Below are 18,552 nucleotides of genomic sequence, written 5' to 3'. Positions count from 1 at the left end.
ATTTTATGGCAACAAAGAAGACTGCAACAAAAGGTTTAGGTAAAGGCTTAGGAAAAGGCATTGGTGCTTTAATTCCTGAAGTTGAAACTAGTAGTAAAGAACCAATCATTAAAGAAGTTGAAGTAGTTAAAGAAGTAGTAAAAGAAGTTCCTGTTGAGAATAAAGTAAAGATTTCATTAGTAGAGCCTAATAGAGATCAGCCAAGAAAGATGTTCGATGAAGATGCATTAATTGAGCTATCAGAATCTATTAAGCAGTATGGCATTTTACAGCCACTTCTTGTACAAAAGAAGGATAACTACTATGAAATTATTGCAGGTGAACGTAGATGGAGAGCTGCTAAGATGGCTGGAGTCAAGGAAGTACCTGTAATTATTAAGGATTACACAACTCAGGAAGTTATGGAAATCGCTTTGATTGAGAACATCCAGAGAGAGGATTTAAATCCTATTGAAGAGGCACTTGCATATCAGAGGTTGATTAAGGACTACAGATTAAAACAAGATGAAGTAGCTGAAAAGGTATCTAAATCTAGAACAGCTATTACAAATTCTCTTAGATTACTTAAGCTTGATTCAAGAGTACAAGATATGGTAGTTGAAGGTAAATTGTCTAGTGGTCATGCAAGAGCTATTATTACAATTGAAGATAAGGATAAGCAGTATTTTATTGCTCAGAAGATTTTCGATGAGAAGTTAAGCGTAAGAGATGTAGAAAAGCTTATGCGTGAACTTGATAAGCCAGAAAAGGTAGAGAAGCCAAAGCCAGAGAATGACTTTGTTTACCGTGACTTAGAAGAGAAATTTAAGAAGATTATGGGCACTCAGGTTGTTATTAAGAATAAGAATAACAACAAGGGTAAGATTGAGATTGAATATTATTCTCAGGCTGAGTTAGAGCGTATTATTGACCTATTTAATAAGGTTAAATAATAAATTGCTAAATAAAATTAGCAAAATTAAATATTAGGAAGGTAGAATTATGTTAGACGTATTTGGTTTGTTTGAAGTAAATACACTATACGTGCTAGTTGGCATGATAGGATTTACACTTATAGCATTTATACTTGCAATAGTAGCTATTGTCAAAGCTTCTAAGATGAAGAAGAAGTACACATTAATGATGGAAGGCTCGGAAGGAAAGAGCATAGAAAAGCTAATTAGAGAGTATACAGGCGATATTAAGGGCTTAAAGGAAACTGCAGATGCCAATACTGAATCTATCAAAGATATTTACGAAAAGTTAGAGTACACATTTACAAAGGTTGGAATAGTTAAATACGACGCCTTCCACGAAATGGGCGGAAAGTTAAGCTTTGCTCTATGTATGTTAGATAAGGCCAATAATGGTTATGTTGTAAATGTAATGCACAGTAACACAGGTTGCTTTGCCTACATTAAGGAAATCGTTCGCGGTGAGTCTTACTTAGAGCTTGGCGATGAAGAGGCAAAGGCCTTAAATGAGGCACTTGCAGGACGTCTTGGTGATGCAAACTTAAGTAAAGAAGTTAATGATTTAGTTCAGCAGAATAAGATGTAAATTTTCACATAAATAAAGACTAAATTAGTGTTGAAAAAATACTATATCAGTGCTAAATTGACATAGATAAAACATATACACTAAAATTAAAATATATAAGCATAAATTGCAGAAATGAGGAAATATGTTAGATTTAAAATTTGTAAGAGAAAATCCTGATATTGTTAAACAGAATATCAAAAACAAGTTCCAGGATAGAAAACTTCCTTTAGTAGATGAAGTTATTGAATTAGATGCTCAGGCTAGAGCAACTAAGACAGAAGCTGATGAATTAAGAGCTAACCGTAACAAGCTTTCTAAGCAGATTGGTGCTTTAATGGGTCAGGGAAAGAAAGAAGAAGCTGAAGAAGTTAAGGCTCAGGTAAACGCTCAGGCTGAAAAGTTAAAGGAACTTGAGGCTAAGGAATCAGAACTTAATGAAAAAGTTACTAAGATTATGATGACAATCCCTAACATTATCGATCCTTCAGTACCTATTGGTAAGGATGATAGTGAAAATGTTGAAATCCAGAAGTACGGCGATCCTGTTGTACCTGATTTCGAAATCCCATACCATACAGATATTATGGAAAGATTTGACGGAATTGATATGGATTCAGCAGGTAAGGTTGCAGGTAATGGTTTCTACTACCTTATGGGCGATATCGCTAGATTACATTCAGCAGTAACAGCTTATGCTAGAGATTTCATGATCGATAGAGGTTTCACATATTGCATCCCTCCTTACATGATTAGAAGTAGCGTAGTTACTGGCGTTATGTCATTTGATGAAATGGACGCAATGATGTATAAGATTGAAGGCGAAGACCTTTACTTAATCGGAACTTCAGAGCATTCAATGATTGGTAAGTTCATCGATACAATCACACCAGAGGAAGAACTTCCAAAGACACTTACAAGTTTCTCTCCATGTTTCCGTAAGGAAAAGGGTGCTCACGGTATTGAAGAGCGTGGTGTTTACAGAATTCACCAGTTTGAAAAGCAGGAAATGATCGTTGTTTGTAAGCCAGAAGAAAGCAAGATGTGGTTCGATAAGTTATGGCAGAACACTGTAGATTTCTTTAGAACACTCGATGTACCTGTAAGAACACTTGAGTGCTGTTCAGGCGATTTGGCTGACCTTAAGGTTAAGTCAATTGACGTTGAAGCTTGGTCTCCAAGACAGAAGAAGTACTTCGAAGTTGGTTCATGCTCTAACTTAGGCGATGCTCAGGCTAGAAGACTTAAGATCAGAGTTCAGGGTTCTGATAAGAATAAGTACTTTGCTCATACATTAAATAACACTTGTGTTGCACCTCCTAGAATGCTTATTGCTTTCTTAGAGAACAATTTACAGGCAGATGGTAGAGTTCTTATCCCTGAGGCATTAAGACCTTATATGGGCGGAAAAACAGAGCTTGTACCTACAAAGTAATTAAATAGTTAATCGATAGATTTAAAAACTAATCTGCTTATATCCAATGGGTATAGGCAGATTTTTTTATAAGAAAATGATTTTATATAGGGGGATTTTATGAAAGAGGCAGTGAATCCATTTTTACCAAGTTATGAATATGTGCCAGACGGGGAGCCACATATCTTTGGAGATAGCCTGTAATTTGATTGATGGGATAAATTATAAGGAGAAGGAAGAAAAGGCTCTAAATAGCCTTAGAATAAGCCAAGATGGCCCTGACAGAGAAGTAGGAGAAGACCAGTATGTTTCACATATTCATAATACATGTGTGATTGGCTATAAGTACTTTGAATTGCAGCCTCCTACAGCTCCTACTACATTTACAAACTCTTCTAAGTCCACTAATATGACCCTTAATCTAACAATTCGTGGAGAGGCTAAAGGTAAATTTAATATAAAGCTTATTTATAAGAATAGCACTTATGAAAATGTAAATATTTGCTTTGAGTTAAATTGTAAAAATGAGACATGGACAAGTTTTAATACAGATAAATTCCCATTAATAGAAGGAGAAATATTCGCTATATTCTTTAGATACGAGGGTGAGGGTGAATTTGAATTTAAGGACTTTAGTTTTAAGAAGGTCTAAATTTTACAAAAGAACAAATTGATATAATGTCTAAAATTTACAAAAGAAATCATTGAAAAATGTCTGAAAATTACACAGTAAATTTTACAGATTTAAAGGATCAATAATAGATACATTTTCAGAAAAAAATATAAAATCAAAAACGCCCCTAGCTTGGCTAGGAGCGTTTCTTGTGTTGAAATGAGAAGAAATTAATATCAAATCTATTACACATTATTATATTTAAAGGAGATTAATATTACTGGAAATCAACGACATTAATCCACTTCTCAAGCAAGTCTTTTTCTTCCTTCTTGTCCTTAGCTAATCTAGCTGCAGCTACAATTGGAAGCCATGTAGTAACATATGTCTTCTGTGTGTTAGTTAACTTACAGAATTCATCCATGTACTTATCTGCAATTTCACTAGCTTCACCATACTGAAGCTTAAGTAAAAGATAAGTATTAGCAATATCTGCAGAAGCGTTACCCTGAGTAGCATGTACCCAGTCTACAGCAGTAAGACCCTTAATGTTACCATCTTTATCTACATCGGCGATAATATTGTCTGGACAAAAATCACCGTGACAAAGCTTTGTGTGATTATGCATAGAATCAAGTCTTGTCTGAAGTTCATATTTTGTTGAATTATCAATTTCAGTGAGTGAATCAATCTGTCTCTTTAACTTATCTTTTAAAACAAGTAGGAGAGGGTTAGATTTTTTCTGGAAATCTACCTGGTATTCTACCATCTTCTTGATGTATTCCTCAGTTTTATCAGGATACTTCTTGATTAACTCAGTAAGAGTTGGTCCTTCTACATACTCACTTGTGATACTCCACTGTCCATCAGCTACATCAACTGATAAAAGCTTAGGTATCTTTGCCCCAGCATCTTCTACACGAGCTGTATTAAGAGCTTCATATAAAACGTCTGACTTATTATACTTCTTGTCAAAAACCTTAGTTACCTTGTTACCGTCTAAATAAACGGATTTTAACTTATTTTCAGCTATTAATTTTTTCATGTGCTCATCCTTTCTACTACTAAATAGTCCCCATAAAAAGCTTTGTTCTAATCTAAAATATAATTACTTTGTTTTCTTTGTGATATCAACAACCTTACCATAGTAAGCCTTGATGTACATTTCCTTGATTTCACTGATAAGTGGATATCTTGGATTAGCACCTGTACACTGATCATCGAAGGCCATCTCTGACATTTCATCAAGAGTAGCAAGGAAATCCTTTTCTTCAATGCCGTAATCTTTAATTGTATCTTTAATACCGATTGTATGCTTAAGTTCTTCAATCTTATCGATGAGCTTGTTAAACTTCTCATCATCGTTCTTACCCTGGATACCTAAGAATTCAGCAACCTCTACGTAACGTTCCTTACAATGTGGATACTGATACTGAGGGAATGTTCCCATCTTAGTAGGTACGTCAACGGCATTAAACTTCATTACTTCTGTAAGAAGAATTGCATTTGCAACACCGTGTGGTAAGTGATGGTAAGCACCAAGCTTATGAGCCATAGAGTGGCAAACACCAAGGAATGCGTTAGCAAATGCCATACCAGCCATACAGCTAGCTACTGCCATCTTTTCTCTAGCCTTAGCGTCGTTAGCACCATTTTCATAAGCAGATGGTAAATAATCAAATATAGTCTTAATAGCCTTAAGAGAAATACCATCTGTAAACTCTGTAGCCATGATAGAAGCATAAGCCTCTAAAGCATGAACTAATGCATCAAAACCTGAAGCAGCTGTTAAGCCCTTAGGCTGAGTCATATGCATATCAGCATCAACAATAGCCATATTAGGAAGTAATTCATAATCAGCTAAAGGATACTTTAAACCTGTCTTTTCGTCTGTAATAACTGCGAATGGAGTTACTTCAGAACCTGTACCAGATGAAGTAGAAATAGCTACGAAGTAAGCCTTTTCACCCATCTTAGGGAATGTGTAAATTCTCTTTCTAATATCCATGAAACGCATTGCCATATCTTCGAAGTCAGCTTCTGGATGCTCATACATAACCCACATGATCTTACCAGCATCCATAGCAGAACCACCACCGATAGCAATGATTGTATCTGGTTCAAATAATCTCATAGCTTCAGCACCAGCCTTAGCACAAGCAAGTGTTGGATCTGGAGCTACATCATAGAAGCAAGTATACTGGATACCCATTTCATCGAGCTTATCTGTAATGTTCTTAATATGACCGTTCTTGTAAAGGAACTGATCAGTTACGATGAAGGCCTTCTTCTTACCCATAACGTTCTTTAATTCATCAAGAGCTACTGGAAGACAACCCTTCTTGAAGTAAACCTTTTCAGGTGCTCTAAACCAAAGCATATTTTCTCTCCTCTCAGCGACATTCTTGATATTAATAAGGTGCTTAACTCCAACGTTTTCTGAAACTGAGTTACCACCCCAAGAACCACAACCAAGAGTAAGTGAAGGAGTAAGAGTGAAGTTATAGATATCACCGATACCACCCTGTGAAGAAGGTGTGTTAATTAAGCAACGGCAAGTCTTCATAGCTTCTGACCACTTAGCAATCTTTTCCTGCTGTGTAGGAATGTTGATATAAAGTGAAGAAGTATGACCAAAACCACCATCAGCGATTAAGTGTGAAGCCTTATCCATAGCATCTTCGAAGTCATCAGCCTTGTACATAGCAAGAACTGGTGAAAGCTTCTCATGAGCAAATTCTTCAGAAATATCAACTGAAGTAACTTCACCGATAATAATCTTTGTATCTTCTGGAACCTTAACACCAGCAAGACCAGCAATAGTAGCAGCCTTCTGACCAACGATCTTAGCATTTAAGGCACCGTTAATAAGGATAGTCTTTCTAACCTTTTCTGTTTCTGTCTTATTTAAGAAATAGCATCCTCTGTCTTCAAATTCCTTCTTAACAGCATCGTAAATCTTCTTATCAACGATTACTGACTGTTCTGAAGCACAAATCATACCATTATCAAATGTCTTAGAATGAATGATTGAGTTAACAGCTAATGTAATATCTGCTGTTTCATCAATGATTGCAGGAGTGTTACCAGCACCAACACCGAGTGCAGGAGTTCCTGATGAGTAAGCTGACTTAACCATACCAGGACCACCAGTTGCAAGGATGATATCAGCTTCCTTCATAAGCATATTTGTTAAGTCAAGAGATGGAACATCAATCCAACCAATGATACCTTCTGGAGCACCAGCCTTAACTGCAGCCTCAAGAACTACTCTAGCAGCTTCAATTGTTGAACCCTTAGCTCTTGGGTGAGGACTGATGATAATACCATTACGAGTCTTTAAAGATACTAATGTCTTAAAAATAGCAGTTGATGTAGGGTTTGTTGTTGGAATAACAGCAGCAACAACACCGATAGGCTCTGCAATCTTAGTAATACCAGCAGCTGTATCTCTTTCAAGAACACCACAAGTCTTTGTGTCCTTGTACTTATTGTAGATATACTCAGAAGCGAAATGGTTCTTGATAACCTTATCTTCAACGATACCCATTCCTGTTTCTTCAACTGCTAACTTAGCAAGACGAATTCTTTCCTTGTTAGCTGCAAGAGCTGCTGCTCTAAAAATCTTGTCTACCTGTTCCTGAGAAAATGTAGCGAATTCACGCTGTGCTTTTCTTACTGAATTAAGCTTTTCTTCAAGAGCTTCGACTGTGTCAACGACTAATGTTTTCTGTTTCTCTGACATAATCTCCTCATTTCTGCGCTGCCAATAAATTTGACTTACGACCCGGATAAAGAAATATAGATAAAACGTTGTTGCTAATTAAGGGAGGTCTATATTTCATATCGTAAATAAATTCTTTAGAAACGTAAGCAGCGCTTTACGCTTCTAATTTAGGTAAAAAGTAGCTCTAAAGGAAAAGTTACTTTTCTAACGAAGTTTGATAATTAATTAACAAGGTCAATATACCATGAGAAATAACCCGTGTCAATAGAAACTGTTAAAAAAATAACAAGCAATTTCACCTAAAAATTTGTACATTTACTAGTAATATTTTTTTTATTCCACAACTAATTGATATATTATTAAATATATGTTATTTTATAATTAATTGCAAGTGCTAGCTATATTTTTATGCTAAAAAATTAACAGAAGGTATACATAGATATAAAGTACTTGAACGTGATAATTTTATAAACCAGATCAAATGCAGCATTAAGTGGGGTAGGCTATGAAAAAGGTGAGTGTAGATAGCTTAAAAGGCAATGAAATATTGGCATTACCTGTAGTTTCTGACAACGACATCGTATTAATTCACGCAGATGTGGTGCTCACAAGTGATTTAATAAACCGTATCCACAATATAGGTTTGTATGAAGTCTATATTAAGGACGATCTTGTTAATGAAACTAAGGAAGAAAATCATGTAGAAATTCCTAAACAAGGGGAAACTGTACATGTTTATAAGGTTGAGGAAACAATTGAAAATTCTAGAGAAGTAATCAAATCTGTTTTAGAGAAGCACATTTACAAACACAATGAGGAACTTAAGCAAATCGGAAGAGAAGCGGAGAGAATCATTGACTCTGTACTTGAGGAACCAGAGGTAATTACTAACATTACGGAGATTCGAAATGTCAGTACAGATATGTATACTCATTGTTTAAATGTGTGCTCCCTCTCTACAATTATGGCTCTACGTCTAAGAATGAGCGAGAAACAGGTTAGAAATGTATCTCTTGGTGCAATCCTTCACGATATAGGTTTGCGCTATATTAAGGTACCTTATATAAATGTGACAGAGTCCGATATGTCCGACAAAGATGCCATTGAATACAAGAAACACACTATATTTGGCTATAGTTCTCTTCAGGATGAAACTTGGATAACAGATGTGGCAAAGGAGATTATTTTACTTCATCATGAAAGAATTGATGGTTCAGGCTATCCTTTTCAGCAAACAGGTGATAAACTAAGGTCAGAGGTAAAACTCGTATCAATATGTGATGAATTTGATAGTCTCATAAGTGGAATCGGAAACAGAAAATTAAAGATTTATGAGGCCATTGAGTATCTGAAGGTGCACGCAGGAACTACATTTGACGCGGCTATTACAGAAAAATTATTAGACTCCGTGGCAGCCTTCCCTGTTGGCATTACAGTAATTACTGATAAGGGTGAAAAGGGTGTGGTAATAAGGCAGAATCGTGAATATACAGATAGACCTGTTATAAAAATGACCTTCCACGCAGATGGTACACCATACGAAGAAAATATTGAGAAGAATCTTATGACAGAGCTCACAATGTTCATTGTTGATACAGAATAAATTATAGAAACGAGTGATTTTATGAACATATATACTAGAGCAGTGGGATTTAGTGATTTGACCTCCGAAAAGGAAGAAGAATTCATTAAATTAGGTATTGAGGAAAGTTTAAAAGAAGGATTTGTCGTAAGACATGAAAAGCTAGATAGAGGCGTGATAATTCTGCGCCTAAGTGAGTCCACAGGCCTCTACATTTTTGGTAGATACGATGGTGATAATTTTAAGTACGAATATTATTATCCCTTCGTTGTGGGCACTAGAGTAACGGATAATGAAGAACTTACGGTGGAGAGACATTTAGATAAGGAATCCTACGCAGTGATTTGCGATGAGCTAAAGACGGGCGTTACCCTGATTTTTTATTTGCAAAATGTAATGGATTATTTCGATTATCTCTTTAGTGGAAAGGAATTTAAGCTTGAAAAGTTCAATCCAGACGTGAGAAATGCCATTTCAAAGCAGGCAATTAGAAATAAAAAAGTGGCTCTAACAGCCCTCTCTCTTGGTGGTTTAATCCTTCTTCCAACAGCGAAGAAAAAGAAGATTAAGAGATCTGCTAAGGAAGAAGAGTCAAGAAAGAACCTAATTCAGGCTGCTAAAAAAGGCGATGAGAACGCCATTGAGAGCTTAACCATAGAGGATATGGACAAGTACAATGAGCTTTCACAAAGAATCACTAAGGAGGACATTTTCACAATCATTGACTCAACCTTTATGCCATGTGGCGTGGAGTGCGACCAATACTCAGTTGTGGGCGAGATCCTAGAGCTTAAAACAGAGGAGAATATTTATACTGGTGAGAAAATGTACATAATGCTTCTAGACTGCAACGGCCTTGTGATTACCACAGTAATTAATGCAAAGCACTTAATGGGCGAGCCAGAAATTGGCAGAAGATTTAAGGGCCAGATTTGGTTACAGGGTAATGTAAAATTCTAAAAAAGCAAACTAAAATGAGAATATTAACTAGCTACTTATCGTAGCTAGTTTTTTATTAAGTATTTTGTAGAAGTTGACCTCGAATTTACTGTGTGATAAAATAGCATGCGTAAGCCAATTAGCCTTTAAACAAGGCTTAAAGCTTTATGTTCTCATAGTTAAGTGGATATAACGGGGACCTCCTAAGTCTCAATCCCCAGTTCGACTCTGGGTGGGAACATTTTAATTAAGAAAGCAATAGAAATGTAGAAGGGACATAAGATTTATAAGCTAAATCTCATGCCCTTTTTTACTATAATTTAATGTAACAGGCAAATTTATCCTTTAAGTTAAGAAAGAAAAATTATGTTTAATAAGTATAGAAATATTAAGCTCATAGGAAGCGTTATAATTGTCCTAGCCCTTGTAATTACAGTTGCGGCAAACCTTAGATTTAGGAGCGTGAAGCAGTACAATGAGGATGCTAGTAGGATTGCTAGCGAGCAGGAATCACTTGCAAAAGAATACGAAGAGAATCTAGATGATGAGTCGGATAGTAATTTAGAAGATATAGCTAGTGATATTGGAGCAGTGACAGATGAACAAGGGGAATCCACAAGTTCTTCAGATTTGAATAAAACGGACATAGAGGGCCAAGAAACTAGTGAAGGAACTGAAAGTGGAAATAGCGCTAATGAAAGTTCTAGTATAACAACAACTGATAACGCAGCTAGTGCTTCAGGAAGTTTGACAGGCAGTTCAGGAAACTCCTCAGAAAGTACATCTGGTGGCAGTTCTAATACAACTAGTTCTAGCTCAACTAATTCAGGCAAGAACTACATTAAAGTGACTATTAGAATTACAGTAGCTGTGCTTCTTGAAGAAAGCAATTACAGCAGATTATCAGATACAGTTAAGGCAAGCATCCCATCTAATGGTGGTATTGCCTATGAAACTCTTTATCTTGAAGAGGGTTCAACAGTACTTGATGCCCTTGTGGCAGTAGCCAATAAAAACGGAATTTCAATTACTAATAGAGGAGGCTATGTTTCACAAATTGCAGGCTTTGGCGAGAAGATTTTTGGAGGCTCGGCAGATTTCAGTGGCTGGACCTATTATTTAAATCACGATACTAAATTGATAAATTCAGGAGCAGGCGCAAAAAAACTAACAGATGGTGATTACATTTGTTGGTGGTATACCACTAATTGGGGAGACTATAAAGGATATTAAAGGAGAGGCAAGATGAATAGTAGATGTCCATTTTTTACAAAGATGCATCCTTTGGTGCTATTAATATACATTCTTGGCATGCTAATTGTAACTATGAGTAGCCTTAATCCTCTACTACTTTCCCTTTCACTGATTTCAGGCATTGCAGTTTTAGTATTTCTAAAGGGAAGGAAGGCTAAGCTAGTTCATATCATATTTTTTAGCATACCAATTCTTATATTTATGATTTTAATTCAGCCCCTTTTCTATCACACAGGCCAGACTGTTCTTTTTTATGTAAATGAATCCGCGGTCTATAAGGAAAACTACATCTATGGCGGCATTGTAAGCCTTATGTTAATCGCAGGAGTGGTTTGGTGCATGGTTTTAAGAGAGCTACTAGATTCTGAGAAAATATACTACCTATTCGGAAAGTTATCTCCAACTCTAGGTCTATTTTTTACAATGATTTTACGCTTCATTCCCCTTATGAGAGAGCGATTAGAGCAAATACATGAGGGTGAGATTGCAATGGGCCGTATAGGGCCAAATGCGGGCCATATAGCCACTATTAGAAATAGGCTTAAGGAAGTCTCAATTCTTGTGGGATGGTCCCTAGAAAGCTCCATAGAGACGGCTAATTCCATGGAGAGCAGAGGCTATGGCCTAAAAGGCAGAACAAGTTACAATAGATTCAATTTTAAAGGCCTAGATATAGGGCTTATAATCTTAGAAAGTTTAGCCCTAGTCTACATGATTGCAGTGTTAGTAACTAAGGGCTTTAGAGTATATTATTTACCTGTGATAATTTTGAATAAATGGGACATTTTCAATATATTAGGGCTTATAGTTTTTGCTAGTTTTGCCCTATTGCCAATTATCCAGGAAATTATCTATAAGATATGGGAGGCGATGAATAATGACTGATAATTTTAATACAGAAATTAATAGAAATAATGACGAGAATAATATTATCGAATTTAAAAACTTTAGCTTCTCATATAGCGGCAGCGATAGACTAGCCCTTGAAGACATTAATTTAAAGGTGTTTGAGGGCACAATAAACCTTGTGATTGGAAAGTCAGGTTCTGGAAAAACAAGCTTACTTAAGATGCTAAAAACAAGCCTTATGCCAGCAGGTAAATATAGCGGAACCGTAAGCTTTAAAGGCCAGGAAATAAGCCAGATGGACTTAAGAAGTCAGACGGAAAATATAGGCTTTGTAAGCCAGAATCCAGATAATCAGATTGTTACAGATACAGTTTGGCATGAACTTGCCTTTGGCCTTGAAAACCTTGGTCTAGATAACAGTAGCATTAGAAGTAGAGTGGCTGAGATGGCTGAGTATTTTGGCATTTCTAGTTGGTATGAGAAAAAGACTAATACACTATCAGGAGGCCAAAAGCAGCTAGTAAATCTAGCTTCAGTTATGGTTACAAGACCTAAAGTTTTACTCCTTGATGAACCTACAGCCCAGCTTGATCCAGTGGCATCAAAGCGCTTCCTAGACCAGATTGTGTCACTAAACAGGGACCTTGGCACAAGCATTATTATGATTGAGCATAATTTGGAAAATGTATTCGAATGGGCAGATACTGTGTTTGCCTTAGATTCTTCAAAGCTTATTTATGCAGGTAATAAAGATGGATTAATAACAAGACTTAATGAATTAAATAGTGAGCTAAAGATGTCTCTTCCAAAGCCTGTTTTAGTTTATGAAAAACTCTCAGGTAAGACAGATAAAATTACTATTCCACAAGTTAGAAGGTGGATAAACAATGAATTTGTGGATATGCCAGATAATATTAGAAAAAATGTGGAAAAGTTCCTAGAAGATTCTGAAGCAGAGGCAGATAATACTCTCAAAAATACAGAGAATAAATCAGATAAGAAGTGTCCGATTATTTCAATTAAGAATTTGTCCTTTTCTTACAAAGATTCCAATAAGGATGTAATTTCAAATCTTAATTTAGATATCAATGAAGGGGAGATTACAGCTATACTTGGAGGTAATGCAGCGGGTAAATCCACACTTTTAAAGCTTATTACAAAGGTTTATAAAGCAAAGACTGGTAAGATTAAATACATGAAGGATAAGCGCCTTATTGCCTTACCTCAAAACCCTCTAACCATCTTTACAGAAGTTAGTCTAGAAGAGGAGTTAGCAGAGGTAATAATGTCTAATCCGGCTCTTTATAAGGGATTAAGTCTTGAGGAGAAGAAGCAAATTGTAGAGGACAGTCTTAAAAGTATGGGACTTTTATTTGCAAGGAAAATGCACCCTTATGATTTAAGTGGTGGCGAGGCTCAAAAACTTGCCCTAGCAAAGGTGCTTCTTATGAAGCCAGACATTTTATTATTAGATGAGCCAACTAAAGGCCTAGATGTATTTTTTAAGGAAGAATTAGCAAAGAGATTAGAGGGACTAGTTAAAAGTGAAAAGATGACTATTTTACTAGTGACACATGACCTTGAATGGGCGGCTAATCACGCTAATAGCTGCGCATTACTCTTTGATAAGAACATTGCAAGTAGAGATAAAGTAAGAAAATTCTTCTCTGGTAATATGTTTTTTACAACAAGCGTTAATAGAATTATGTCTGATTTATTCAAAAATTGCATCAAGCTATCAGACGTTGATAAAATAAATAATCTTTCAAAGGACTGGTAATATGAGTTATTGGTTAATATCGAGTTTTATGCTGATTTTATCCATGATTCCTTTGGCAATTCACTATAAAAGAAAAAAGCTAAAGGCAAGAGAAGTGGTTTTAATCGCTATGATGTCAGCACTAAGCGTTGTGGCAAATTTAATATCAGCTTATACAATCCCACTGCACGCAGGAACCTCCCTAGTAATTCTATCTGGAATAGGACTTGGAGCAGAGGCAGGCTTCCTAGTTGGTACCCTTGCAAGATTTGTATGTAATTTCTTTATGGGACAGGGTATGTGGACACCTTGGCAAATGTTGGCATGGGGCCTTATTGGCGCCATATCAGGAATTGCTTTCTCAAAAGTTGAATTAATCGGACATTTTACAGATAAAAAGGAACTGCTAAAAAGCAATATTAATACGGGTTTAAGAGCAAGCCTAGAACCTCTTGTAATAATAATCTTTTCTGAACTAATAGGCTTTATAATCTATTTGTTTACAAGAGATGAAGGTGAGAGTTTCTTTGGCTTTAGACTTTATGTCTTTGGACTAATTGGGATTCTAATCTATATCATAATTCATAAAAGAAAGATTCCTACAAATGTGGTGACCGTAAGTATATTTACCTTTGTGGTGGTTTTTGTAATCTATGGTGGAATCATGAATTTTGCAGCTTTAATTACAAGCTCAACCTTTATAGGCGGGGGCAAATCTTATATCTCCCTTGAGAGCCTGAAACTTATGTATATTACTGGCATTCCCTATGATTTAAGCCATGCCTTTGCAGCAAGTATTTGCTGCTTTTTGATGTGTGATGGTATAACTCAGAAACTAGAAAGAATAAAGATAAAGTACGGTATGTATTGATGTCGTATTTTTACAAAAAATAAGAGATAGATGAAATTAATTATAAGTACAAGGATTAGTGAATTTCATCTATCTCTTTTATTTTATCTAGTAAGCTTTATACCCCCGCTTAAAGCTTACGCTTTTGAAGCGGGGGATTGCTTACACTGCGTTCAAGTTTAAATCATAGTAATTCTACTTAACTTCTGCGTTTTTCTTAGTTGTAACAACTAAAAGTACTGCTGAAGCTGCCATAAGAATTACGAAAACATTTGCCATAGAATTATCAGCTGCTTTTACATCTGAAGCACTAGTTTCTGATGTAGAAACCGTATCTTGATTAGCTGCAACTTGGCTAGCTTCTACTGAATTAGCTGTAGCAGTTTCAGTTTCTGTGTTAGTATCTACAGTTGCATCAACTAAATTGCCATACTGAAGATATGCAGCGAGACCAATTAATGCATCTCTTGAAGAGTAAAGGCTATCGTATCCAATAAAAGCGCCAGTTGTTGTAGATGACTTAAAGTTTTCTACAAGAGCGTTATACTTAATAGCTGCTGCAGTGGCATCCCCATATTCTGAAAGGAATGCTAAAGAAAGAGCTGTTGAATCTGGATTTAGGGCACCCCATGAATAAACGGCACCAGTTTCTGGATCTGTATAAACTGTTCCATCGCTTGTTGCTGTTGTAGATGTGTGTTTTGCTACAAGTGAATCAATAATTGCAGCAAATTCAGAGTTTGAGTTATAAAAATCTGTAAATCCGGATAAAGTATTACCATCATTATCAGCAGAATAACCCCAGTAAACAACACCGTTAGCATCTGTAATAGTCATAACAGCTTCGTTTAAATTGGCGTTAATAGTTTCATAATCAGTTAAATTAGCGCTATAACTTGAAAGACAAGCATGTATTTCACTAATTAAGTATGGATTAAAATATTTGCTGTCTGAAAGATTGGCAACTGTAACATCCTTTAAAGAATCATTAAATGCAGCGTAGAGGTTAACTCCATTAAAGTTACTTGCATCCTGATTTGTAATATTTACAAGTTCAATAAGTTCTGCATAATTGGCAGCATAGTAACCACTTGTGTTAGATGCTTCGTTAAGTAAGCCACCTTCAGCAAATAAAGTCTTAGCTGTTTCAAGGAATGTGTTAATCTGACTTGATACATCTAAACCAACCTGATTTGCAAGAATTAAGTCTCTAGAAATTGTTCTAAATTCCGAGTTGCTTGTAACACTAGTTAAAAGTGCGCTATCTTCTGAAAGTACGTAGCTAGCGGTTTCTTTAGCTAAACTAGTTACTTCTGATAGACTTGGTTGGCTTTCATTGATTGCTGCAAATGTAGTATTAGCCTGGTTAAATACAAGGCCAAGAACTAATACAAGTCCAGCGATAAATGAAAGACTACGTTTCATTTTTTTCATATTAATTTTCCTCCCGATGAATAATCATCATATGTCAAATCCTCTCACCAGGTGACAAAAAATAAAATTTGCGGGCAAATATCCTGACTTAATGCTTAACCACTTAGTTTTGCCTTCCCAATAAAAAGGTCCTATTAGATATCCCTATATATCTTTTAAGTAAATTAAGAGGACTAATTTACCTGACCTAGATATCAGTGGCGTTTGCAAGTAAGAAAAACTAGTAATAACCATAAACTAAATGTATCAAAATACAGTAGAGTGAGCTGCTATGGATTCTAACCATATTCCTTGCGCGCAATCTAAGTTTACAGATATAGTTCTAGCAAGTCAATTAGAAAAACGCTTTATTATATTCTAAATATTAGATATAATACCATTAGGTTAGAATAGACCAAGAGGAGCATTAATATTTTATGAATTATATAGTATTGGACCTTGAATGGAACCAAAGCGCTTCCGGAAAGGTTAATTCTTTAGCTCATATGCCCTTTGAAATCATAGAGATTGGCGCTGTAAAGCTAGATTCCAAGCTTAGATACAAGGGTGAATGGCATAGAGTTATAAAACCAAGAGTATATACTAAGCTTCAATCCGCAGTAAGAAAAGTAATTCACTTGACTGAAGGCGATTTAGCTAAAGGTGATTTATTTGAAAATGCTATCACAGAATTTTTAGATTGGTGCGGTGATGATTATAGTTTTGCTATTTGGGGAAGTATGGATTTAACAGAGCTTCAAAGAAACATGAAACACTACGAAGTTCCGATTAATTTTCCAAGGCCCTTTATTTACCTAGATGTTCAAAAGCTTTATAGCTACATGTTTTTGAACGGAAAAGACAAGGTGAATTTAAAGAGTGCCATTCAAGAATTAAAGATTAGAGAGACAGAAGAATATCATTCTGCATTATCAGATGCCCATTATACAGCGAAGGTCTTGCAAAGAATCGATTTAAATAAAGTAGGTCACTACACAAGTATTGATACTTACTTCATTCCTAACACACGTCGTGAAGAGATTTATCAGAATTATGGTGAATATGAAAAATATATCTCTAGAGGTTTTGATACTAGGGAACGTGCGGCTGATGATAGAATCGTAAGAGCTTGTAACTGCATTTATTGCGGTAAGCAGATGCGCCGTAAGATTAAGTGGTTTGCCACTAATTCAAAGGTTTATTATGGACTTTTTGAATGCCCAGATCATGGTCTTATAAAGGGACGTTTTAGAATAAAGCAGGCAGATAATGGTCAGTATTTTGCTATTAGAATTATGAAAAAAACGGACATAACAGGGGCACAAAAAATTAAAGATAAACAAACAAAAGAACGTGAACATAAGCGTCTAAAAAGACAAGCTGAAAGAAGAAATGCTAGAAAAAAAGCTGAGAATTAATATTAATTCTCAGCTTTTTTTATTTAGATTAAATGTCACATTTTTACAAAAACAAATCTTAAACAAGGGCATAGATTACTGCAAGTCCAATGATTAACTGAATAATTACAAATCTAATAACCACCTGTGTATCTGACCATTCCTTGTTTTTTCTCATATGGTCATGGATTGGTGTTCTAATATTCTTCATAAAGTTCTTAGTCTTAAATACTCTCATGATTGTAAGTTTAACAAGACCAAGGCCACCATCAATAATAAGCATAAGTGCCATTAAGATAAATAAGAATGGACTGTGTAGCTTTAAGAATGTAATGGCAATAAAGATACCAATGGCTCTTGAACCGGCATCCCCCATAAGTAACTGACTTGGAGATGCATTAAACCAAAGGTAAGCAAGTAAGCAAACTACCATAAGCATAACGATATGTCTGTACTGCACTTCTAAACTAGCTATTTCGTGGAATAAGACATAAGTTGTTGTAAGTGTAATGATTGAAAGTGAAGCACATAAACCATCTACACCATCAGAGCAGTTAGTAACATTAATACTTGCCCAGATTAAAATAATAATTAAGATGCCATAGACAATTGGATTAAGTGTAATTGTCTTATCAAATAATGCAAGGTTAAAAGTGTTAGGGTTAAAGTGTAGGAAAGTTACTGCAGCTACAATTGAAATAGCTAAATCAATAAGGCCCTTCTTTAATTCACCCCAAGGCTTTGATGAAGCATCATCAAAATAACCTGAAAGCATCTCTAAAATAATTAATACTAAGTAAATGCAAAGCTCAGTATTTACCTTAACGAAAAACAAAGTCGAAATTGTGAAGGTAAGGATAAATACAAGACCTGCGCCTCGTGGCTTACCAACAGACTTTGAACCATTTATAGCAAAGGCTCTACCAGCATCTCGAGGTAGGACTCTCTTTGCAAGTGAAATTGAAACAAATGTTAATGCAAATGCGAAAATAACGCCTAAAAGTGTAATCCACTTAAAGTAGTCATCGCCTAATAAATATATAAACATAATGGCCTCCCATAAGTTTTCTAACTGGTTAAATTTTTTTCACGCGTAAGTATATCACAAAGCTAGAAAAAGGGCAAAAAAATAATGACCTAAAGTCAAAAATAATTAGTAATTATAATTAAAATATGGTAAACTAAAAAAAGTAAAAACGTTTAGTTATTTACACAGGGGAATTATGTAATTAACTAT

General features: G+C 35.5%; 15 protein-coding genes. 11 read left to right on the top strand and 4 right to left on the bottom strand.

Annotated elements, in window-relative coordinates; all coding sequences use genetic code 11:
- Positions 1-5 precede the first annotated feature (5 nt).
- The 4 genes from QVA17_RS02060 (at position 6) to QVA17_RS02045 (ending at position 3,584) form a co-directional block, all read left to right on the top strand.
- Positions 6-932 (top strand): ParB/RepB/Spo0J family partition protein, encoded by a 927-nt coding sequence (locus tag QVA17_RS02060; protein WP_074521904.1) that lies wholly within the window; start codon positions 6-8, stop codon positions 930-932.
- Between the two features lie 49 nt (positions 933-981).
- On the top strand, positions 982-1,539 hold the full coding sequence (locus tag QVA17_RS02055; protein ID WP_027431101.1) for a DUF4446 family protein: 558 nt from the start codon (positions 982-984) through the stop codon (positions 1,537-1,539).
- 124 nt (positions 1,540-1,663) lie between these two features.
- Entirely contained in the window at positions 1,664-2,953 is a 1,290-nt protein-coding gene (serS, locus tag QVA17_RS02050) for a serine--tRNA ligase (protein WP_103952681.1), read from the top strand.
- Between the two features lie 184 nt (positions 2,954-3,137).
- The gene (locus tag QVA17_RS02045) at positions 3,138-3,584 is read left to right on the top strand and encodes a hypothetical protein (protein ID WP_287386126.1); all 447 of its coding nucleotides are present in this window, start codon (positions 3,138-3,140) and stop codon (positions 3,582-3,584) included.
- A 238-nt stretch (positions 3,585-3,822) separates the two neighbouring features.
- Here QVA17_RS02045 and QVA17_RS02040 read toward each other — a convergent pair whose 3' ends face one another.
- Positions 3,823-4,590 (bottom strand): phosphotransferase family protein, encoded by a 768-nt coding sequence (locus QVA17_RS02040; protein ID WP_287386125.1) that lies wholly within the window; start codon positions 4,588-4,590, stop codon positions 3,823-3,825.
- Between the two features lie 63 nt (positions 4,591-4,653).
- On the bottom strand, positions 4,654-7,290 hold the full coding sequence (gene adhE / locus QVA17_RS02035) for a bifunctional acetaldehyde-CoA/alcohol dehydrogenase (protein WP_287386123.1): 2,637 nt from the start codon (positions 7,288-7,290) through the stop codon (positions 4,654-4,656).
- A gap of 487 nt (positions 7,291-7,777) precedes the next feature.
- On the opposite strand from adhE, the gene QVA17_RS02030 reads away from it, so the two are divergent.
- The 6 genes from QVA17_RS02030 (at position 7,778) to QVA17_RS02005 (ending at position 14,526) form a co-directional block, all read left to right on the top strand.
- The gene (locus QVA17_RS02030) at positions 7,778-8,875 is read left to right on the top strand and encodes an HD-GYP domain-containing protein (protein WP_027431096.1); all 1,098 of its coding nucleotides are present in this window, start codon (positions 7,778-7,780) and stop codon (positions 8,873-8,875) included.
- A 21-nt stretch (positions 8,876-8,896) separates the two neighbouring features.
- Positions 8,897-9,814: a DUF3881 family protein gene (locus QVA17_RS02025; RefSeq protein ID WP_027431095.1), complete on the top strand. Its 918-nt coding sequence runs from the start codon at positions 8,897-8,899 to the stop codon at positions 9,812-9,814.
- Between the two features lie 345 nt (positions 9,815-10,159).
- Entirely contained in the window at positions 10,160-11,026 is an 867-nt protein-coding gene (locus QVA17_RS02020; RefSeq protein ID WP_287386120.1) for a DUF4430 domain-containing protein, read from the top strand.
- A gap of 12 nt (positions 11,027-11,038) precedes the next feature.
- Entirely contained in the window at positions 11,039-11,932 is an 894-nt protein-coding gene (locus QVA17_RS02015; RefSeq protein ID WP_287386119.1) for an energy-coupling factor transporter transmembrane component T, read from the top strand.
- Positions 11,925-13,676: an ABC transporter ATP-binding protein gene (locus QVA17_RS02010; protein WP_287386118.1), complete on the top strand. Its 1,752-nt coding sequence runs from the start codon at positions 11,925-11,927 to the stop codon at positions 13,674-13,676. The genes QVA17_RS02015 and QVA17_RS02010 overlap by 8 nt, the downstream gene beginning before the upstream one ends.
- Position 13,677: 1 nt before the next feature.
- Complete coding sequence (locus tag QVA17_RS02005; RefSeq protein ID WP_287386116.1) at positions 13,678-14,526, top strand: ECF transporter S component; 849 nt, start codon at positions 13,678-13,680, stop codon at positions 14,524-14,526.
- Between the two features lie 174 nt (positions 14,527-14,700).
- Here the strand turns inward: QVA17_RS02005 and QVA17_RS02000 are convergent, their stop codons facing one another.
- Positions 14,701-15,939, bottom strand: coding sequence for a hypothetical protein (locus tag QVA17_RS02000; RefSeq protein ID WP_287386114.1), 1,239 nt, complete (start codon positions 15,937-15,939; stop codon positions 14,701-14,703).
- Between the two features lie 416 nt (positions 15,940-16,355).
- On the opposite strand from QVA17_RS02000, the gene QVA17_RS01995 reads away from it, so the two are divergent.
- On the top strand, positions 16,356-17,336 hold the full coding sequence (locus QVA17_RS01995; RefSeq protein ID WP_287386112.1) for a 3'-5' exonuclease: 981 nt from the start codon (positions 16,356-16,358) through the stop codon (positions 17,334-17,336).
- A 58-nt stretch (positions 17,337-17,394) separates the two neighbouring features.
- Here the strand turns inward: QVA17_RS01995 and QVA17_RS01990 are convergent, their stop codons facing one another.
- The gene (locus QVA17_RS01990) at positions 17,395-18,363 is read right to left on the bottom strand and encodes a phospho-N-acetylmuramoyl-pentapeptide-transferase (protein WP_027431088.1); all 969 of its coding nucleotides are present in this window, start codon (positions 18,361-18,363) and stop codon (positions 17,395-17,397) included.
- Between the last annotated feature and the right edge of the window lie 189 nt (positions 18,364-18,552).

The sequence above is a fragment of the Lachnospira sp. genome, from assembly GCF_016290755.1.
Lineage (GTDB): Bacteria > Bacillota > Clostridia > Lachnospirales > Lachnospiraceae > Lachnospira > Lachnospira multipara.
The sequence above is the reverse complement of the archived record's forward strand: the minus strand, read 5'-3'. Positions and strand labels throughout refer to the sequence as shown.